The 20355-nt window shown below is 36.4% G+C and carries 23 protein-coding genes; 7 read left to right on the plus strand and 16 right to left on the minus strand.

Annotation, left to right across the window (positions count from 1 at the left end; genetic code table 11):
* The first annotated feature begins 73 nt into the window (after positions 1–73).
* The 3 genes from rsmH to NYG85_RS07080 are packed head-to-tail and all read left to right on the plus strand — an operon-like array spanning position 74 to position 3214.
* Positions 74–1006, plus strand: a complete 933-nt coding sequence (gene rsmH, locus NYG85_RS07070) for a 16S rRNA (cytosine(1402)-N(4))-methyltransferase RsmH (protein ID WP_284937783.1) — start codon at positions 74–76, stop codon at positions 1004–1006.
* Positions 999–1292, plus strand: coding sequence for a hypothetical protein (locus tag NYG85_RS07075; protein WP_284937784.1), 294 nt, complete (start codon positions 999–1001; stop codon positions 1290–1292). The genes rsmH and NYG85_RS07075 overlap by 8 nt, the downstream gene beginning before the upstream one ends.
* A complete protein-coding gene (locus tag NYG85_RS07080; protein ID WP_284937785.1) occupies positions 1292–3214 on the plus strand; it encodes an FUSC family protein in 1923 nt (640 codons plus the stop codon). Before NYG85_RS07075 ends, NYG85_RS07080 begins: the two co-directional genes overlap by 1 nt.
* Here the strand turns inward: NYG85_RS07080 and NYG85_RS07085 are convergent.
* Positions 3211–3696 (minus strand): hypothetical protein, encoded by a 486-nt coding sequence (locus tag NYG85_RS07085; protein WP_284937786.1) that lies wholly within the window; start codon positions 3694–3696, stop codon positions 3211–3213. The two genes, NYG85_RS07080 and NYG85_RS07085, sit on opposite strands and share 4 nt — an antisense overlap.
* Before the next feature lie 72 nt (positions 3697–3768).
* Here NYG85_RS07085 and NYG85_RS07090 point away from each other — a divergent pair, with 72 nt between their 5' ends.
* The gene (locus NYG85_RS07090) at positions 3769–4638 is read left to right on the plus strand and encodes a D-amino acid aminotransferase (protein ID WP_284937787.1); all 870 of its coding nucleotides are present in this window, start codon (positions 3769–3771) and stop codon (positions 4636–4638) included.
* 289 nt (positions 4639–4927) lie between these two features.
* Here the strand turns inward: NYG85_RS07090 and NYG85_RS07095 are convergent, their stop codons facing one another.
* The 6 genes from NYG85_RS07095 to groES form a co-directional block, all read right to left on the minus strand.
* Positions 4928–5344, minus strand: a complete 417-nt coding sequence (locus NYG85_RS07095) for an SEL1-like repeat protein (RefSeq protein WP_284937788.1) — start codon at positions 5342–5344, stop codon at positions 4928–4930.
* On the minus strand, positions 5344–6783 hold the full coding sequence (locus NYG85_RS07100) for a Mur ligase family protein (protein ID WP_284937789.1): 1440 nt from the start codon (positions 6781–6783) through the stop codon (positions 5344–5346). The genes NYG85_RS07095 and NYG85_RS07100 overlap by 1 nt, the downstream gene beginning before the upstream one ends.
* Positions 6780–7517, minus strand: coding sequence for an EstV family lipase (gene estV / locus NYG85_RS07105; protein WP_349252803.1), 738 nt, complete (start codon positions 7515–7517; stop codon positions 6780–6782). Before estV ends, NYG85_RS07100 begins: the two co-directional genes overlap by 4 nt.
* On the minus strand, positions 7510–7737 hold the full coding sequence (locus NYG85_RS07110; RefSeq protein WP_284937791.1) for a type II toxin-antitoxin system Phd/YefM family antitoxin: 228 nt from the start codon (positions 7735–7737) through the stop codon (positions 7510–7512). Before NYG85_RS07110 ends, estV begins: the two co-directional genes overlap by 8 nt.
* A gap of 93 nt (positions 7738–7830) precedes the next feature.
* On the minus strand, positions 7831–9465 hold the full coding sequence (gene groL, locus NYG85_RS07115) for a chaperonin GroEL (RefSeq protein WP_284937792.1): 1635 nt from the start codon (positions 9463–9465) through the stop codon (positions 7831–7833).
* Between the two features lie 21 nt (positions 9466–9486).
* Positions 9487–9747, minus strand: a complete 261-nt coding sequence (gene groES / locus NYG85_RS07120) for a co-chaperone GroES (RefSeq protein WP_284937793.1) — start codon at positions 9745–9747, stop codon at positions 9487–9489.
* Positions 9748–9917: 170 nt separating this feature from the next.
* Between groES and NYG85_RS07125 the strand changes: the two genes are divergently transcribed.
* Positions 9918–12458, plus strand: a complete 2541-nt coding sequence (locus NYG85_RS07125) for an AsmA family protein (protein ID WP_284937794.1) — start codon at positions 9918–9920, stop codon at positions 12456–12458.
* 213 nt (positions 12459–12671) lie between these two features.
* On the opposite strand, the gene NYG85_RS07130 is transcribed toward NYG85_RS07125, so the two are convergent.
* From NYG85_RS07130 to rpmH, 9 genes are all read right to left on the minus strand, one after another.
* The gene (locus NYG85_RS07130) at positions 12672–12830 is read right to left on the minus strand and encodes a hypothetical protein (RefSeq protein WP_284937795.1); all 159 of its coding nucleotides are present in this window, start codon (positions 12828–12830) and stop codon (positions 12672–12674) included.
* Entirely contained in the window at positions 12823–12975 is a 153-nt protein-coding gene (locus tag NYG85_RS07135) for a hypothetical protein (RefSeq protein WP_284937796.1), read from the minus strand. Before NYG85_RS07135 ends, NYG85_RS07130 begins: the two co-directional genes overlap by 8 nt.
* Positions 12976–13118: 143 nt before the next feature.
* Positions 13119–13601 (minus strand): hypothetical protein, encoded by a 483-nt coding sequence (locus tag NYG85_RS07140; protein ID WP_284937797.1) that lies wholly within the window; start codon positions 13599–13601, stop codon positions 13119–13121.
* A gap of 178 nt (positions 13602–13779) precedes the next feature.
* Positions 13780–15114, minus strand: a complete 1335-nt coding sequence (gene mnmE / locus NYG85_RS07145) for a tRNA uridine-5-carboxymethylaminomethyl(34) synthesis GTPase MnmE (protein ID WP_284937798.1) — start codon at positions 15112–15114, stop codon at positions 13780–13782.
* Positions 15095–16054, minus strand: coding sequence for a Jag N-terminal domain-containing protein (locus NYG85_RS07150; RefSeq protein ID WP_284937799.1), 960 nt, complete (start codon positions 16052–16054; stop codon positions 15095–15097). The genes mnmE and NYG85_RS07150 overlap by 20 nt, the downstream gene beginning before the upstream one ends.
* Complete coding sequence (gene yidC / locus NYG85_RS07155; RefSeq protein WP_284937800.1) at positions 16054–17607, minus strand: membrane protein insertase YidC; 1554 nt, start codon at positions 17605–17607, stop codon at positions 16054–16056. The genes NYG85_RS07150 and yidC overlap by 1 nt, the downstream gene beginning before the upstream one ends.
* 8 nt (positions 17608–17615) lie before the next feature.
* Entirely contained in the window at positions 17616–17936 is a 321-nt protein-coding gene (gene yidD / locus NYG85_RS07160) for a membrane protein insertion efficiency factor YidD (RefSeq protein ID WP_284937801.1), read from the minus strand.
* Complete coding sequence (gene rnpA, locus NYG85_RS07165) at positions 17933–18268, minus strand: ribonuclease P protein component (protein WP_284937840.1); 336 nt, start codon at positions 18266–18268, stop codon at positions 17933–17935. The genes yidD and rnpA overlap by 4 nt, the downstream gene beginning before the upstream one ends.
* Positions 18256–18390, minus strand: coding sequence for a 50S ribosomal protein L34 (gene rpmH, locus NYG85_RS07170; RefSeq protein WP_284937802.1), 135 nt, complete (start codon positions 18388–18390; stop codon positions 18256–18258). The genes rnpA and rpmH overlap by 13 nt, the downstream gene beginning before the upstream one ends.
* 113 nt (positions 18391–18503) lie before the next feature.
* Between rpmH and NYG85_RS07175 the strand changes: the two genes are divergently transcribed.
* Together NYG85_RS07175 and NYG85_RS07180 are read left to right on the plus strand one after the other, a co-directional pair.
* Positions 18504–19145, plus strand: coding sequence for a uracil-DNA glycosylase family protein (locus tag NYG85_RS07175; protein WP_284937803.1), 642 nt, complete (start codon positions 18504–18506; stop codon positions 19143–19145).
* A complete protein-coding gene (locus NYG85_RS07180) occupies positions 19142–20320 on the plus strand; it encodes a hypothetical protein (protein ID WP_284937804.1) in 1179 nt (392 codons plus the stop codon). The genes NYG85_RS07175 and NYG85_RS07180 overlap by 4 nt, the downstream gene beginning before the upstream one ends.
* Positions 20321–20355: the final 35 nt, after the last annotated feature.

A 20355-nucleotide genomic window follows, 5' to 3' on the forward strand; every position in this document is an offset into this window, starting at 1 on the left:
AAAATTATACACAATTTTATTTTTTAAGTAAAATTTTGATAAATTCACGTAAAATTTTTAAAGGTAAAAACTCTTGCAAAGCCCACACAAAAGCGTTTTATTAAACGAAGTCGTTAGCCTTTTTTCAGGCATAAATGGCACTTTTATTGACTGCACCTTAGGTTATGCTGGTCACTCAGAAGCGATTTTAAACGCAAATAAAAACGTAAATTTAATAGCTTGCGACAAAGATGATGAGGCGATAGAATTTAGCAAAAAACGGCTTGAAAATTTTAAAGATAGGGTCAAAATCATCAAAAGTCCGTTTTCAAAAATTTTAGATAATTTAGCAGATGATGAGATAAAAAATGTTAGGGCGATTTTGGCTGATATTGGCGTTAGTTCGCTTCAACTTGACAAAAATGAACGTGGTTTTAGCATAAACTCAGACACCCTTGATATGAAAATGGATAAGAGCCAAAATTTAAGCGCTTTTGATGTAGTTAATTCATATTCAAAAGATGATTTAAAGCGGATTTTTTTTGAATACGGCGAACTAACAAACGCAAAATTTTTAGCTCAAAAAATAGTAGAGCAACGAGCCAAAAAGTCCATAACTACGGCAAAAGAGCTAACTAACATAATCGGCAAAAAAAGCGTTAATCACAGAAGTGTTAGCGAGGCGATTTTAGCTTTTCAGGCGATTAGGATTGAGGTAAATAACGAGCTAAATGAGCTTAAAATTTTGCTTGATAGCATTAAAAATTCGGCGTTAAGTGAGTGCATTGTTTGCGTGATTAGCTTTCACTCGCTTGAAGATAGGATAGTTAAAAACGCCTTTAAATCGTGGCAAAAAAGCTGTATCTGTCCGCCAAACGCACTTAAATGCCTTTGTGGTAACAACCACGAAATCGGCAAAATCATCACAAAAAAGGCACTAACGCCAAGCGTTGATGAGATAAAAGCCAACTCACGAAGTAGCTGTGCAAAGCTTAGGGCGTTTAAAATAGGAACAAAAAATGTCTGAAAATTTAGAAAAAGATGAGCTTTTAAAGCTTCACGACATTGAGCAAACAAGGGAGCAAAATTTAGGTTTTAAAACGCTGATGATAGCCTATTTATCGCTTTTAATCGCACTTTGTCTATTTTTGCCAAAAATTTACATCGCAAACCAAATCTACCACATAAGTCGCGATATTTCAGAGATTAGCACGAAGCGAGATGTCCTTTTAGAAGAGAACCGTGCCCTTAGAATAAGGCTTGAAAACATTAAATACAAATACCAAATTTTAAACCCATTAGAGCAAAATTAATGCTAAATGCCCTAAAATCTATCAAAAAATCCTATGACCCAGTAAATTTTCATCTCATACACTCGCTAAAAGCGACCCTTGCCGTCGCACTTAGCGCGACTTTTGCCTACACGTTTTTTGGCTTTGTCGGGGCTGTTTTTGCCGTAAATATCTCAATGAGTATATTTTTTTTAGCAAACATTGAAGGCACGGACACCCAAAGGCTACAATTTATCCTGCTTTATATCGTTTTAGCCTGCATTTTTGTGCCGTTTGTAAAGCCACTTATCCAGCTTGGCGTGTGGCTCTGTGTGGTCGTGTTTTTTTGGGTTTTTATCATCGGCATTAGTGCGATTTATAGCGAGAATTTAAACAAAATTTTACTAGCGACAAATATCACTGGATTTACCGGTCTTATCGTTTATGGCAACAGCGGCTTAGATATTAAAAACACAATTGCTGGTATCATCATCGGAGGTGTTATTGCTGGTGTGATTAGGGTCGGTAAATTCGTAAAATACGGCAAATTCACCATAAAAAGCATCTCACTTTTAATCAAAGAGCTAATTAACGCAACAAACAACATTGATAATGCAAATTTTAGCAAACACATAAACGAGTGCTTTGCTAGGATTGATGAATTTAAGGCGTTGTTTTCAAACGACAGCATAAATATCAAGGATGCAAGTTTGATTAAAAACCAAACAAGGGCGATTTTTTATATCTATAAAATTGAAGAGATTACCCTTTTAATCAGCTCAATTTCGCCATTTTTTAGCAGGATTGATGATAAAATTTTGCTAAAAAATGCAAAAAATGAGCTAATTTTTAACCTAAATGAGCTACTTAAAATTTTCACAAAAGAACAAATTAGCTTTAAAACCGACACGCTAAATGAACTAAAAAACAGCAATTACAAGGTATTTTGTAGCTCACTTGCTGCCATTTTTGCCAAAATTTCACTCATCAAAGATGGCAACGATGATAAAATTGAGTTTAAATCAAATAGCAAAATTAGCCTTAGCGAGTTTTTAAACAGCATAAATTTAAAAAATCAAACCACGCTAAATTCGCTAAGACTTAGCGTTTGTATGTGCGTTGCGGTGTTTATCTCACAGGCGTGGCACATAAATCACGGACTTTGGATCGCAATTGCCGTGATGAGCCTTAGCAAAAACAACAGATATATGCTAAAAAATGCCGGCAGGGACAACATCGTCGGCGGATTTTTTGGCTTTTTTATCGGATTTTTAGCCATTAGTTTGTTTAAAAATAATCTTTTTATCCACGTTCTAGCCGCACTTGGTATGTTTTTTGTATTTTATTTTAAGGTGTATAAACAGATAGTTTTTACCACGATTTTTATGAGTGAGTTTTGCATTATCTATTCATTTATTAGGAGCGATTTTTTAGATGTTGTAATGCTTAGGCTCTTTGATATTTTAATCGGTTTTGGGCTTGTTTTTGTCATTTCAATGCTGACTTTGCCAAAAGACAGAAGCGAATTTAACGCTAAATTTAAGAAAATTCTAAACGATTTTACCGATTTTATACAAAATAATCTTACGAATTTTAGCCAAGACGGATTCTTAAAATACCAAAATACAATTATTAAAGATATTAGCGACTACAAAGAGCTACTTGATAATGTAAAGCTAAAAAACATTGATAAGGTTTATATCAACTTAAACAAAATAAACGGCGGTATCATAAACCTAAAAACGTATATAAATGAAAATAAAATAGAAAACGATGTGAATTTACAAAGCGATATAAAAACGCTCAATTCAAGGTTTGAGATGCTAAATAAAAAGATTGACGGACTGCCATTTTACTTTATCAGCGAGATTGATGATAAGTTAATTTACAAAGATGACGCTAAAATTTCAAAGCTCATAATGCAAATTGCACTTATGCAAAACGAGCTTTATACGCTCATTTAGTCCTTGTAGGCTACGAGTTTATTAAGGACGTATTGTTCTAAATTTTTCTTTGAAACGTCATCTTTTAGGGCTTGATTGTAAATTTCTTCAACGATTTTTGAGTATTTTTCATAGCTAAAATACGGAAAATGCACTGCCCACGCATCTTTAATCAACCTAAAACTTATCTCTTTTCTAGCCCAAATTTTAAACATATCAAAGCCGATAAATATCAAAGATGTAACGACAGCCGTGCCGATAATTGAGATATGAGTATCAACCTTAACCAAAAAATGGTGCGTTAAAAGCAAAATAGGCAAAAAAATCATAACGCAAATTAGTGCGTAAATTTGATACGTTCGTTTGTAATTAAAGCGAAAATTTAGCTTAGCCCCATCAACTAGCATACCCTCATTATAAAGGCTGTTTGCCTCTAGCAAATCCCTAAACAACACTGGCTTTTTTGAGATGACAAAAACCGCTTGTAAAACCCTATCTTTCATCTTTTATCCTAAATTTTTGCAAAATCATATCAAAAACTTGCTAAAATCTTGCAAAATTTTAAAGGGGCAAAAATGAGTAATGAACTAAGTGGTGTGGTTTTTATAAACGGCGAATTTAAAGGTGCAAACGAAGCAAAAATCAGCGTTTTTGACCGCGGATTTATCTTTGGTGACGGGGTTTATGAGGTCGTGCCTGTGGTGCTTGGGCAGCTTGTTGATAAGGCTGGATTTTGGCAAAGATTTAAAGATAGTTTAAGTGCGATTGAGCTAACCCTACCCTACTTGCAAGATGAATTTGAGGCGATTTTAAGGCAAATAATTGCCAAAAATGAGCTAAACGAGGGCGGAATTTATATACAAATCACGCGTGGCGTGGCAGAAAGAACCTTTGAGTTTGTTAAAAATATCACTCCAAGCGTATTTATCTTTTGCTACAAGGCTGATGTTTTAAATCCAGAGTTAGCAAACAGCGGCATTAGCGTGGTTAGCGTTGATGATATTAGGTGGAGACGCCGTGATATCAAGTCAATCTCGCTTCTAGCCCAGTGCCTAGCCAAAAATGAGGCGGTCAAAAAGGGTGCGTATGAGGGCATAATGGTAGAAAATGGTGTCGTTAGCGAGGGTTGTAGTTCTAGTGTTTTTATCATAAAAGATGACGTTTTGATAACAAAACCGCTCTCAAACGAGATTTTACCCGGAATTCGTAGGCAAAATTTGCTAAAAATCGCCACCGATTTGGGGCTAAAAATAGAGTTTAGAAATTTTAGCATTAATGAAGTTTATTTGGCTAACGAAGCATTTATTTCAGCTGCCACGCTCATACTTTTACCAATCATCAAAGCCGATGAAAGGCTAATAAATGGCGGTAAAATTGGCAAATACACCAAAAAATTAAGAGAAATTTATGCTAATAATTTAATAAACGAAGCTAAAAATTCCTAAAAATCGCCCTAAATCTAGGCAAATCCGCTAAGATTTAGGGCTAAATTTAGCTTTAAATTCTCAATTTTAACGCACTAAATTTAGCACTTATCAAAAAGCTTAAATTTTAATTTTATCTTTTTTAAATGAAATTTTACCCAAAATTCACAGGCAAAATTTGCTAAAAATCGCCACCGATTTGGGGCTAAAAATAAAGCATTGATGAAGTTTATTTGGCAAACGAAGCATTTATTTTGGCTACCACGCTCATACTTTTACCAATCATCAAAGCCGATGAAAGGCTAAAATTTTAATTTGTAGCGTTTAAATCGCTATTTGTTTGATATTCATTTATCATTTCATTATATTTTATTGTTGCTTTATTTAAAATTTCTCTATCAATTTTGATATCCTTTTGCAAATCAACAATATCACCACAAGCATTCATATACCCAAGCTCACAGCTTTTAAAAATGTAGTTTAAGCCGATTTGCTGGGTGTTTTGCTCATTTACAACATTGTCAAGCTCACTGCTAACCTCGCCATTTATATACATAACCCCAAGCTCCTCGCACGACATTTCATCATTTAACTCACAGCCCTTGTAGAAAATTTCAAACGCTCCCTTAAAATCATCAGAGCGTAGCGCATCAAGCCCCTTGTCAAACTCGTCAATATCAAAGCCAAAAAGCCTTAAAAATAGCGTAAAAATGATAAGCTTTTTCATTACATAAAGCTTGGAGCGTCATTTGAAAATAGCACCAAGTCCCCTGTTTTTGTATGTTCTATCAAAATTTCTTGCATCTTATTTTTATCCTTTAAAATCACAATTTGTGCGTTTTTTATGTGTTTTAAAAGTGCCTGAGCATTTAGCGGACTTGTGATGATAAGCATATCAAAAATTTCATCAATCACACGAGATAGTCGCTCATTTAGCTCAACGCTAGCCTCAACAATCCCCGGCGTAACAAGCACCTTTCGCCCACGATACTGGCCTACAAGCTCGTAAGACTGGCTCATACCAGCAAAGTTGCCGTTAAAGCTGTCATCAATGATAATCTTGCCGTTTGCTTGCATTTTTACAAGGCGGTGCTCCACGTTTTCTAGACCCAAAAGTCGGCTCTTAATCCTATCATTATCAACGCCTAAAAATTTTGCCACTTCAATGCAACAAGCAAGGTTAAAGGCGTTAAATTTGCCAAGCAATGGCGAAAAATACGGCATATTATCAAGCGTGAAATTTAGCCCATCAAGCGTAGCAACAATATCGCTTAAATTTTTATCATAAATTTTGATATTTTCGCTCTCATTTTTTTGCGTAGATGAGTGCAAAAACGCCATTTTTAGGCGGTTGGTTTGCAGGGCTTCAAGCTTTGTAGCACGGATATTTTCAAGCGTCTTAAAATACTCAATGTGCTGTGCTCCAATCTCGCCAACAACGACAATTTGCTGATTTAAAAAGGTTGAAATTTCGGCTATATCGCCACTTTGTCTAGCCCCAGCCTCAGCGATATAAATTTGCGTTTTTTGCGAGATATTCTCATTTATATCCTTAATAATCCCAACTAATGTATTTACGCTTCGTGGGGTTTTATGGACGTTAAAATCGTCCTTTAAAAGCGCAAAAAGAAAATTTTTAATGCTGGTTTTGCCATAACTTGCCGTGATTAAGATGATTTGTAAATTTTTATTCTCATCTAGCCTGTTTTTAGCCTGTTTTTTGTATTTAAACGCCATAAATTTCTCAAAAAAGTGGCTAATTATTAGGCTTATAATGATAGGGCTTATCATATCTTTTGAAAAATTTTCAAATTTCAGATAGTTAAAAAGGTTTAAACTCAAAACAGCAACGCCAAAAAAGGCAAAAAATCGCTTAATCCTAGCGGTAAATACGAGCTTTTTATCAAGCTTTTTATGCCATAAAATCACGCTTGGCAGATATGCAAAATAAAAATAGATGAAAAACCAATTGCCACTTGTATAGTAAAGCACGAGCGGGATAATCACAAAAACTAAGTGCCAAAGCGGGCGAGTAAAGTGAAACAAAACACGACTAGCCTTATACGAAAACCACTGAAAACAGGTGATTACGTAAAAGCACAAGACCGCACAAAAAGCTATGCTTGAAACACCAAAAAACGGCTCTTTTATAATATCAAATATCATTTTTGCTCACTTTGTGATTTTAGCTCATTTTTTATCTCGTCCGCTATAAATTTTGCGTGCAAAAGAAAGAAAAAATGATCGCCATCAAGCGGATAAAATTTGCTATCTTTTACGATTTCGTGGATTGTTTGACCGCTTGTTAGAGGCGTGGCTTTGTCGCTTTTGCCCCAAAAAATGAGCGTTTTACACTCTAAATTTTTATAGTTTTGATAGAAATTTTCATCAACGACATTTTTTAAGGTTTCATACATTACCCTGCTCATACCGCTTACATCTTTTGAGGCAAAAAGGCGGTAAAATTTTGAAAATCCAAGCGGTTTTAAAAACTTAAAAAGTGCGATTTTAAAGCGAACCCAAAGGCGTTTTTTAACCACGATGCCAGATGAGCTTAAAAGGACTAAAAATTTTGGCTCTAAAAGCGTTGCGATTTTACCACCAAAGCTGTGTCCTAACACGATATCAGGGGCTTGTGGTAGGGTTTTTATGAATTTTTTAACGATATTTGCGTAATCTTTTGTGTTTAGTGGAGAAAAAATCTCGCTCTCGCCAAAGCCGGGCAAATCAATGTAAATCTGCTTAAACTCATCAAAAACATTGCCAAACGCCTTTTTCATTATCTGCTTACTAGCACCCCAGCCGTGCAGGATAAGGACTGAAATTTGGGCTTTTGGATTGATTATTTCATAGCTTATGTTGTAGGTTTTTAAGCCGACTTTTATGCTCTTTTTAGCCATTATTTTCTCGCTTGTTTGAGGTATAAATGCCTTGTAAAATTTCAACCGCCTCGCAAAGTCTTTCATACTCAGACATATTTAAAAGGACGGCTTCAAATTTGTTATTTTTTACGATTACGGCACGTTTTCTCTCGGCTTTGCTGATTTTACCCAAAACCGCACTAAAATTTCTAACAACCTCAGTCGCTGTGTAAATTTCATCTTTGCTAAATGCTGTCATACAAACTCTTTTACGTAAAATTTTACGCAAAATTTAGCATATTTTTATTTATAAAATGATTAAAAAGCGGAGCAAAGCACTCCGCCTTTGGGCTTACATCATACCGCCCATTCCACCCATACCGCCCATATCAGGCATTGCAGGGAGTGGCTTATCCTCTTTAATCTCGCTTATCGTAGCCTCTGTTGTTAGCAATAAACTAGCCACAGATACGGCATTTTGAAGCGCTACACGCTCAACTTTAACCGGATCAATGATACCAGCTTCAAACATATCAACATACTCGCCAGTCGTAGCGTTAAAGCCGTAGTTGTCATTTGTGCTTGTTTCAATCGCATTTGCGACCACACCAGCGTCAAATCCCGCATTTTCAGCGATTTGGCGAAGTGGAGCGCGTAAAGCTCTGCGAACTATCTCAGCGCCGATAGCCTCGTCGCCACTTAAATTTAGCTTCACACGTTTTGAAGCCAAAATCAGAGCCGAGCCACCGCCAACGACAATTCCCTCTTCAACAGCCGCACGTGTCGCGCTTAGCGCGTCATCAACCCTGTCTTTTTTCTCTTTCATCTCAGTTTCAGTCGCAGCCCCAACCTTAATAACAGCCACGCCGCCACTAAGTTTAGCTAAACGCTCTTGAAGCTTTTCTCTATCGTAATCGCTTGTAGTTTCGGCAATTTGAGCCTTGATTTGATTAATTCTAGCGTCAATCGCCGCCTTCTCGCCAGCGCCATTTACGATAGTCGTGTTATCTTTATCAATCACAACGCTTGAAGCCTGTCCTAAGTCCTGTAAAGTAGCGCTTTCTAGCGTTCTGCCAAGCTCTTCGCTTATGACCTCGCCACCTGTTAAAATAGCGATATCTTCAAGCATAGCCTTTCTTCTATCGCCAAAGCCCGGCGCTTTTACGGCTGAAATGTTTAAAACGCCACGAAGTTTATTTACCACAAGCGTCGCTAACGCCTCGCCCTCAATGTCTTCTGCGATGATTAAAAGCGGTTTGCCAGTCTTTTGAATTTGCTCCAAAACAGGCAACAAATCTTTTAAATTCGTAATCTTTTTATCAAATAAAAGTATAAATGGACTACTTAGCTCAACCTGCATTTTTTCAGTGTTTGTGATAAAATACGGGCTTAAATAACCCCTATCAAACTGCATACCCTCAACTACATTTAGCTCATCTTGTATAGACTTTGCCTCTTCAACGGTGATAACGCCGTCTTTGCCGACTTTCTCCATCGCATCAGCAATTAATTTACCGATACTCTCATCTGAATTTGCCGAGATTGTAGCGATTTGAGCGATCTCTTTTGAGCCTGAAACCTTTTTTGAGATGTTTTTTAGCTCATCAACAAGTGCTGCTACTTGCTTATCCATACCTCTTTTTACTTCAATTGGATTTGCACCAGCCGTTACGTTTCTAAGTCCCTCTTTAAAGATAGCGTGAGCTAAAACGGTCGCTGTTGTCGTGCCATCGCCCGCTTGGTCGTTTGTCTTTGAAGCTACTTCACGAACCAAACTCGCGCCCATATTTTCAATCGTATCTTTAAGCTCAATCTCTTTTGCAACACTAACGCCGTCTTTTGTGATAGCAGGGGCTCCAAAACTCTTTTGGATTAGCACGTTTCTACCGCGTGGTCCCATTGTAACCTTAACAGCGTCGTTTAGCTTTCTTACACCCTCATAAAGGCGATTTCTAGCGTCATCTGAGTAAAAAATTTCTTTTGCCATATTTTAATCCTTTTATTAAATTTATTTTAAAACACCTAAAACATCATCAATGTTTAAGACCAAAAAAGTCTTGCCTTCAAGCGTAATTTCAGTGCCGCCGTATTTTGCAAACACAACGCTATCGCCCACTTTTACGCCCTCTACTTCACTGCTAACAGCCAAAACTTTACCGCTTAAAGGTTTTTCTTTTGCATTATCAGGTATAATAATGCCCGTCGCAGTCGTTTTAACGTCTTCAAGACGCTCAACTAAGACACGTTTGCCTAATGGTTGAAAATTCATCGTTCATCCTTTTGGTTTGATTTTTATGTTTTTAGCACTCTTTATTTTTGAGTGATGAAATAGTAGCATTTTTTTGAAAATAAGTCAATATATGAGCTAAAATTTTTAAATTATTTTAGTCTAATTGGCTCAACTTTTTTGATATTAAAAATTTTATAAAAGGATAAAATATGAAAATTTTAAAGTATCTTTTGGCTGTTTTACTGCTTTTATTTGCAGTAATTTATGTTGTTTGCTTTACTGGTTTTGGCAACGATTTAGTCGCAAAATATGCCCAAAATTTCATAAAAAATAAGAGTGGCATTGATGTTAAGATTGAAAAATTTCGCTTAGATATGAGCGAACTTGCACTCATAGCCACGGCAAATGATGAGATAAATTTAAACGCAAACGGCAAAATTTCGCTATTTTCACAAAATTTTGACCTTGATTATAAGATCACAGCAAGTGATTTAAAAACGGCAAATATCAAGCTAGAAAAGCCAATTTTTATAAACGGCAAGGCAAAGGGCAAGTTTAAAAATTTTGATATAAACGGCGTTGGCGATATGCTTGGCTCAAACCTTACTTTTTTAGCAAATATCAAAAATTACGAGCCATTTACGGCACAAATAAATGCAAAAAAGCTTGAAATTTCACAAATTCTAGCCATTTTAAAACAGCCAAACTACGCAAAGGGGCTAATTGATTTAACAGCTGATATTAAAGATGAAAACGGCAAAAGAGACGGCAAGGCAAATCTTGAAATTTATGACGGCTTAGCAAACAATAGCACGATTTTTAGGGATTTTAATATCACTTTACCAGAAAATTTTAGCTTTAAAGGCGCTTTTAATGCCACGATAAACGACAACGCCATAAACTTAAAGAGCATTTTTATAACGCCTATCATAACGGCTAACGCAAAAAACACGAATTTTTTAATAGATAAAAATGCAATAAACAGCGATTTTAACGTGCAGATTGATGATTTAAGCAAGTTTGAGCCAATCATAAAACAAAGGCTAAATGGCACACTAAATTTAAGTGGTAACGCCGATATTTTAGAAAATAAACTTAAAAATTTAGACGCAAAAATCAGCGGTTTTGGCGGAGAGATAAATGCAAATTTAAAAGATGAAAATCTAAATGCAAAGATAACAAATATTAAGCTTGAAGAGCTTTTAAAAATGGCTGCAAAACCTGCATTTGCAACGGCTTTAATCAATGGCGAAGTGGTGGCTAAAAATATAAACAAGCCAAAAAAAGCCGATGGATTTTTAAGGCTAAATACGCAAAACGGGGCGTTAAACTCGGCTGAGCTAAAAAAATTAAGCGACATAAATATGCCAAATGGCGTGAAATTTGAGCTAAAAGCGGATGCAAAAATCGCAAATTCGCTAGCTGATTTTAACCTTGATTTCTTAACTTCGCTCTTTGATTTAAAGAGCGTAAATGGCACTTTTAACACCGATAAAAACGACTTAAACGCAAAATTTGCACTAATTGTAAGCGACCTAGCCAGACTTGAAAAAATCGTGGGAGCTAAACTTAGTGGGGCAGTTGATATTAAAGGCGATGTGGTGCTAAAAAATATGGCATTAAGTCAGCTAAATATCGCTGGTAAGGCGCTTGGTGGCAATATTTTAGCTCAAACAAACGGCACAAATTTAGACGCAAGCTTGACAAATTTAGGGTTAAAAGATCTGTTTGTGCTTGTTGGTCAGCAGCCACTAGCAAATGCAAACATAAATTTAGACGCAAAACTAAGCACGATTGACATTAAAAACCTAAATGGCAACCTAAATTTAAAGGTAAATGGCGGCGAATTTTACGCTGAAAATATGAGTAAAGTGCTTGATAAAAAATTCCCAAATGGCGTAAAATTTAGTGCAAATTCAGATATAAAAATCACAAAAAGCGTGGCAAATTTTAACGCTGATATTTTAAGCGATTTAGTTAGCTTAAAAGAGATTAGCGGTAAATTTTACATAGATGATTTAAGCTTTGAAAGTGTAGCAAAAGCCGATATACCAAGCTTTTCAAGGCTAAAATTCATAACCGAAAAAGAGCTTGAAGGGGCGATTTTAGCAAACATAAATGCCACAAAAAAGGGCGAAAACTTAAACGCAAATTTAAATTCAAAAATATTTAACGGAGAGCTTGTTGCAAACTACAAAAACGGCAATTTAACGGCTAATTTAAAGTCATTTACCTTTAAAGGGCTAACCGATATGCTAAAAATGCAAAATTTCTACAACGGCAAAGGCAGTGCCGAGCTAAAATACGATACAAAGGCACAAAATGGCGTGTTTGACGTAGATATCATTGAGGGCAGGCTAGCACAAAATGGCTTTACAAACACGATAAAGACATTTAGTGGGAGAGATATCACGACTGAAATTTACAAAAATGGCTACCTTAAAGGCACGATAAAAAAGGGCGTAATAAATTTTGATATGGCAATGACAGCCCAAAGAAGCGATATAAACGCAAGTTTGGCGACTTTTAACACAATAACTGACGCCATAAATATCCCGCTAAATTTTAGATATGAAAAAACGGACGCCAAAATAGATATCACTGGCACCAGCAAAGAGCCAAAATACTCGGTAAAATCGGACTATTTAGAGAAAAAAATCATCAAAGGGCTTGATAAAATAATAGATAAAAAGCTAGGCGATAGCGAGAATAAAGACGCTGTAAAAAATCTCATAAAAGGGCTATTTTAGGGGCTGGGGCGTTTGCCCCAAGCTTTTTTTTAGGCATTTGCTTTAAATTTAGCGTTTGCCATAGGCTTTTTTGGTAAATAACTTAGCCATTTGCTCCGAGATTTTAGCGATATGTGAGCGTTTGCTTTAAAATTTAATGATCGTTTTGCCAAAATTTTACTAACAAAAACGTTACGTATTTTACTAAATGCGTGGGCATTTTGCCCACCAAAATTAGTTTTTAATCTCTTTTTTTAACGAACTTCTAGTTTCTATAATCTCTTTTTGGCAAGTTTCTAAATCAACGGCTTTAAGCTGTGGTCTGCCAACAAAAAAGCCGATACCAACGCCACCTTTTACGCAGTAAATCTCATTTGGCTTAGTTTCAATCACGACCGAAGCTTTTTGCCTCAGTTTTAGCCCAAATTTCATACTCTTTATTTGCTTTTAGGCTAGTTTTTAAAAATCCGCCGTTTCGTAGCCTGATTAAAGTTTTATTATCATCATCGCTAGTAACGCCAATACTATACTTTACCATTGAGCCAACAGCAGCACTTGGGCGATATACATAAAGTAGACTCTCATCATCTTTTGGCGTTTCAAAGCCTGAAAATTTCGGACCTTTGGCATTTTGTAAAAATCATTTTAGGCTAAATTTAACTGGGGCTATTGCCACAAATTTTACTCAAATAACGAATCTTCATCCACTAAATGATTAAAGAATTCTTGCTGTGGTGAGTTTTGTGTTTTTCTTATCTCGTTTTTGCAAGTTGCTAAATCAACGATTTGCAGATATGGGCGAAATGCGCGAAAACCCACACCGCCCGTGAGCTTGACACAAATAATCTCTCCCGACTTGGCATCAATCACGACCGAACTTGTCGTTTCAGTTTTAGCCCAGTAAATATATTTATTATTTGCCCTTAGTCTGATTTTTAAAAATTCTCCATTTCGCCATATTATTTGTTTCTTATCATCGTTTGGACCAATTTTGCCTTCTACTCTTATCACAACATTACCATTTGGACTATAAAGATAAAGCAAACTCTCATCATAATTTGGCACTTCAAAATCCACAAAATTAACCCCATTTAAGGCACAACCACCAAAAGCATAAGCCAAACAAGCTAACAAACCAAACCTTAAACCACTTGTTAATCTCATAAAATCTCCTTAAAAAATTTAATTAGTTTTAAAAAATATGAAATATTTATTGTAGTTAGTAGATTATTTGAAGTGTTGTTGTGATAAATGAGCTTAAATTCTAAACTATCTTTGCTACTCCCCCCCCCCCCCCCAGCAACACGCATAAAATTATGATATAGTTTTTCATTTTGATCCCTTACTTGCCTAAGCAAAAATTTAAAAACATCTCATCAAGCACTTCGCTATATTCAAGCGGTCTTGTGATACTTGCTATCTCTTTTATGGCTAAATTTATCTCATAAGCAAACAGCTCAATCTCGCTCTCATCTAAGAGCAAAAACGCCCTTTTTAACGCACCGCTAGCCGCCTCACACGCCCTTATTTGAGCCAGTGAGCTTAGCATTATCTCGTTTGTATCTTGCGTGTTTAGAAAATTTTCAATTTCATTTACTAGCTCATCTACGCCATTTTTGGCACAAATTTTAATCGGCTCATTTAAATTTATATCAAATCTAACGCCTAAATCGCTCTTATTTAACACAAAAAATAGCTTCTTATCAAGTCCGTCAAGTAGCGATAATATCCTTTTATCGCCCTCATCTGCCACTTCTGAGCCGTCAAAAACAGCCACAATAATATCAGCCTCATCAATGGCACGAAGCGAGTAGCTAATGCCTATCTCCTCAACTGCCCCAGCACCGCTTCTAATCCCTGCTGTGTCAATGATTTTAACCAAATGAGTGCCGATTTTTAGCCCCTCTTCAATAGTATCTCTTGTCGTGCCAGCCTCGTTTGAAACGATAGCACGCTCAAATTTTAAAAGTGCGTTTAAAATTGAGCTTTTGCCGACATTTGGTTTGCCGACAATTGCGATTTTAAAGCCGTCAATTAGCCCCCTACGCTCCTTGCTAATGGCTACCATTTTATCAAGTTTTTGGCTATTTTGAGATAACATATTTTTAATGCTACCCAGCAAATCGCTTGGCAGATCATCATCTGCATAATCAATGCTAGTCTCAACATAGGCTAATGTCCTAACAAGCTCAGCCCTAATCTCATCTGTGTATCGCCCAAGCTCCCCACGCATCTGCCTTGCTAAAATTTTAGCCGCACCTTCGCTTCGTGAGTTGATTATTGCAGTGATTGCGTTTGCCTTTGCCAGGTCAAGTTTGCCGTTTAAAAACGCCCTTTTGCTAAACTCGCCGGGCTGTGCTAAAACAACGCCAAGCCTTAAAAGCTCGTTTAAAATCATATTTGAGATGACAAATCCGCCGTGAGTTTGAAACTCAACGATGTCCTCGCCAGTAAAGCTATTTGGGGCTTTAAAGTAGATTAAAATCGCCTCATCTAAAAATTCTCCACCACAAAAAACTTCACAAAGCGTGGCGTGGCGTGGTTTTAGCGTGTTTTTTTTGGTTAGTTTTAGCGAAATTTCAAGTGCCTTTTCGCCACTAACCCTAACGATACTAACCGAGCCAAGTCCGTGTGCAGTGGCGATTGCAGCGATTGTGCTATTTTTTGAAAAACTCATTTACGACTACAAATTTTTCATTGCCGTTTGACTTAATGCCGACATATTTTTGCGGGAATTTTTCACGCAATTTTGCAAGTGCAATTTTAACCAAAACCCCGTCAAGTGGCTTTGTTTGAGCCTTGCCGTGTTGCTCTACTCGCTCAACGACACTAAGCAGATACTGATCCATCATCGCCTCTTGATTTTTTAAAAATTCAGCGATTTCAAGGCGAATTGAGAGATTAAATTTACCGCCAAGCCAGTTGTGAAGCAGATACGAAATAGCCTTGTATCGGTAGCCCTCTTTGCCAATAAGCAAAGCAGCGTCAGCTCCATCAAGCTCAATTAAGACGCAATCATCTGAATATTTACTAACCTCAATCTTGCTAATCTCAAAGCAACTAGCCCCAAAAAGTGTCTCAAGCCCACGCTTAATCTCTGGCAGAATTTTATCAAAATCAATCGGCTCTTTTTGTGTCTTTTCACTCTCCACACTAGGCTTTTCATCATCAAAATTTTGATGAAAATTATCAATTATAGAGGTGTCAAGGATATTTTTGCTCTCGTGTTTTTTTGGCGTTTCATCAATCCTTTTGATGACATAATCTGGCTTTTGCTCCACACTCTCAACAAATGGGTCGTTTATTTGGGTTGGCTTCTTTTCAGCCTGTTGTTTTGGCTGATTTGGCTTTTTATTTTTTTGCTTCTTTTTAGGCTCTTGCTTTTGAGAATTTTGCCTTTGCTCAGCCCTATTTTCATCTTTTTCGTGGAATTTTTGCTGATTTTGAGCCTTTTGCTCTCTTTCTACTTCAATAATCGCATTTTTCTTAAAAAAGCCCAAAAATCCGCTACTTGGATGCTGGATAATCTCTTTAACATCAAGCTCTGTAACAGAACAGCCAAGTTGCTCGGCTGCCTTTGAAAATGCCTCTTGTAAATTACTAGCTTCTACCCTCATTACGCCTTTACCTCCGCCTTTTTGTGCTTTTCAAATAGCCTATTTACAACGACTTGCTGGATAACCGAACAAAGGTTATTAACAAACCAGTAAAGCGTAAGACCAGCTGGAAATGTAAAGAAAAATAGCGTGAAAACCAGCGGTAAAAATTTCATAATTTTCTCTTGCATAGGGTCGGTAAATGTCGTAGGCGTGAGCTTTTGCTGTAAAAACATAGTCGCACCCATAAGTATCGGTAAAACATAATATGGGTCAAGCACCGAAAGGTCGTGTATCCATAAAATCCAATCAGCGCCTTTTAGCTCAATGGCGTTTAATAAAACCCGATAAATCGCAAAAAACACTGGAATTTGCAGTAAAATCGGCAGACAGCCACCCATTGGATTTGCTCCGTGCTTCTTATAAAGCTCCATCATATGGACGTTTAGCTTTTGTGGGTCGCCCTTGTATTTAGCCTGAATTTCTTTCATTTTTGGGGCTAACTCTTTAAGCTTATTCATTGAAAGCATACCTTTATACGTGAGCGGAAATAAAAGCACACGTATAATTAATGTAAGCACGACTATCGCCCAGCCCCAGTTGCCAATGTGGCTATGAAGCCACGAGAGCGACCAAAACATCGGCTTAGCAATGAAGCTAAACCAGCCGTATTCAACGACATCTGTTAGGCGTGTGTCAATTGATTTTAAAATTTCATAATCTTTTGGTCCGATGTAGCCATTTATCTTTAAATCTCCGCTGTGCTTTAAAAACACAAGTGCATTTTCGTGCTCATCGGTGCTAATAACGGCGTTTTGCACTGCATCAAACGAGTAAAAAAGCGTGGTGTAGTAGCGATCTGATGCGGCTAAAATGTTAATATTAGCAAACTGCTCGCCACCAGCTTTAACGTCGCCATCTTCTAAAATTTCAAGCTTTGCTTCGCTATCTCTTAACAAGGCTCCGTGAATCGTGTAAGCGTCAATCGCAACACTTGGTCTAAGTCCAGTTGTAACGTAATACTGGACATTTTTGCTAGTTTTTATCTCTAAATCATACTTGCCGTTTGGATAAAATGTGAGATTCTTTGTGATTGTTAAATCTGTTAAATTTTGCGTTAAACTCACACTTGCCGTGCCGTTTTTTAAATCAATCTCGCTTATGTTTGCCACGTAAGGGACTTTAAACGCCTTCTCGTTTATTGCCGTGTCGGTAAAGCGAATTTCAAGTGGCATAAGAGAGCCACTAACAAGCTGTGTGCGTGAGCCGTCATCGTTTTTGTATTTTGCTTCATTTAGGTAAAATTTACTAATCCTACCAAGCTCATCAATATCAGCCTCAAATAGCGGTGTGTTGATTTTTGTTAAAATTTTATCGCTCTTTGTGGTTGTTATGGCTTGATTTATATTTGTGTCGCTTGGTGCTGATTTTTGGGCGATTTGCTGGGTTTTAGCGGTTGCATTTTGCTCACTTAAAACCTGCTTTGGTATGAAAAAATAGTCATAAACAATAAAAAAAACAAACGATAAAAGCGTGGCTAAAAGCACACGTTTTTGAGTTGAAAGCTTATCCATAAAAATCCTTATATCTTTTTAATAACGTAAAATTTATTGCCATTTTGCCTAACAAACCAAAATGAAATGGGCGAAATTTTTATCTTTTTAAAGGCAAAAATTGTGCTAAAATTTTTACGAACGATAGGGTAGTCAATACCGCCTTTAAATAGCTGATTGCACCTTAAAATTCTAGCAAAAGTGGCTAAAAAAGCGGAGCAAAAGTCCGTGTTTTTAAAGAGCCAAACGGCATATTCTGAACAGGTCGGATAGTATCTGCAAGAGCGTGGGGTAAATTTTGAGATCAGTTTTTGATAAATTTTTATAAGCAAGAGTGCAAAACTTCTCACTTTAAACATCCTATTTTTTTAAACGACCATCGTAATTTCTTTACAATATCAACAAACGACATCTTATCTAAATCCTGCTTGGCTATCATAACATAAGTCCCACCGACAATCTCTGGCAAAACTATGACAAAAGCAGAACGCAAAAGCCTTTTGTAGCGGTTGCGAATAACTGCTTTACCTACCTTTTTACTAGCAACAACAGCTATTTTATTAACCTGTGAAGGTCTATAAAAAAGGACACAAGCATCATTATGCCACTTCTTTGCGTCCTTATAAACCGAAGAAAATTCCTTTGAGTCGCTTAAAGACTCAAAGCCTTTTAAACTGCCAATCTTTTTCTACCTTTTGCACGTCTAGCGTTTAAAACCTTACGACCATTTTTGGTTTTCATACGGACACGAAAGCCGTGAGTGCGTTTTTTAGGGGTTTTATGAGGTTGGTATGTTCTTTTCATATCTATCCTTAAATTAAATGTTAATAAAAGCGAGATTTTAGCAAAGCAATACTTAAAAACCTTTGAATAATAAACACTATTTAAATTAAGCATTTTTTAAATACAATACAAAAATGAATCGTGAAATTTTAAAAAATTTGTATCTTTTAAGAGCAATGGGCTATAAATTTATAGATGAAAGCACGATTAGCTCATCTAAAAATTTAACGCCAAAAAGCATTGATGAGCTAAATTATGAGATTAAAAATTGCAATCTTTGCGCCTTAAAAAACAGCTCAAAGCACTCAATTTGTGGCTTTGGCGACACAAAAAGCAAGATAATGTTTATCGCTTTTGAGCCGACTTCAAGCGATGATAACTCTGGCGAGTTTTTAAGCGGAGTTTTAGGCTCAAAGCTGTGTGAGATGAGTAAAATTTCGCTAAATTTAAATCGTGGCGAGTTTTATTTTAGCTCAATTTTAAGGTGCAAAAGTTCGCAAAATTTTAGCCAAAATGAGGCGATTTTAAGGTGCAAACCTTACATTTTTGAGGAGATAAAAATCATAAATGCAAGCGTAATTGTCGCACTTGGCGAAGAAGTTTTTATAAATTTAGGCGGTCAGATTAACGGCTCTTTTGAGAGTGTTAGAGGTAGTTTTTTTAAGTTTAAAAATGCCACTTTAATGCCTACTTTTTCGCTTTTAAGCGTCGTTAAAAATCCAAGTTTAGAGGCTAAATTTTTAGCAGATTTAGAGAAATTAAAAGGATTAATATGAGAAAAATTTTACTTATTTTGCTGATTTTTTCAGCCATTTTTGCAAAAGACCAGCAACCCTCACAAATCCCACCAGCACAGATGTTTTATATTGATTTAGAGCCGGAATTTTGCAATGAAGCCTGTCTAAATACTCTTTTAAAAGATGGGCTTTTAATTAGCTTTTTAGCACGTTTTAACTCCCAAAAAATCGCCGATAAAACGCTTTTGGCGACATATAATAACCTAAATCAAAGTATCCTAATCGCCGTAAAAAACGGGGATAAAATCGCCGTGATTTTGCCATCAAAAATCATAAAATCATACTCGCATATCGTTGCAAAATCACTTATGGCTTACGCTTTAAGGAGCGATTCAAAAATCGGATTAAAATTTATAAACAGCGATGATGAGAGTGGCTTTAACCTACAAAAAGCCCTAGATAACGCACGAAATGCTGGAATTTCAAACTTTATTGCCGTGCTTACGACAAACGGAGCAAACACAATCTCGCCACTTTTAAAAGATGACGAAACGCTTTACTTGCCAACGATTAGCAATGCAAATTTTACAAATCAAAACATAGTTTTTGGCGGAGTTGATTATGGCTTACAGATTGAAAAGCTAATCGCTTATACAAATGGCAAAATCACTGCATTTAGCGATGGTAGTGTGGTTGGACGCACCTTAAATGATATGGTCAAAACGCTATCTGGGGGCGAAATTTTTGAGATTGAAATGTCAGTAAAAGATGTAAATTTAAAGAGCTATTTTACAAAATTTTCAAGGCTAAATAGTTCAAGTATTTTTTTAAACCTGCCTTTAATTAAGGCAACTTTAATCGCAACACAGCTTAAAACCTTTGAAATCACGCCATTTGCCCTGCTTAGCACACAGATAAACTACGACCCAAAATTCATCTCGCTTGTTAAGCAAAAAGATAGGCAAAATTTATACCTTGCAAACTCAATAAACAGCGATGACAGCGAGATTTTTGCTAAAAGTGCCTTACTTGATTTAGATATGAGATTTAACCACGTTAGCTACTCGTGTGCGGTTGGGTTTGACTACCTTCAAAGTCTAATAGATACAAATAAAGAGAGAATTTTTAACAAAAATATAACAAACAACCAAATCACATATCAAACTGAAATTTTAAAAACAGACAAATACGGCTTTGTAAAAGTGAGCGAATAATGGGGCTTTTGCCCCAAAATTTAGGATATTACTTT

The sequence above is a fragment of the Campylobacter gastrosuis genome, from assembly GCF_030249845.1.
Taxonomy (GTDB): domain Bacteria; phylum Campylobacterota; class Campylobacteria; order Campylobacterales; family Campylobacteraceae; genus Campylobacter_A; species Campylobacter_A gastrosuis.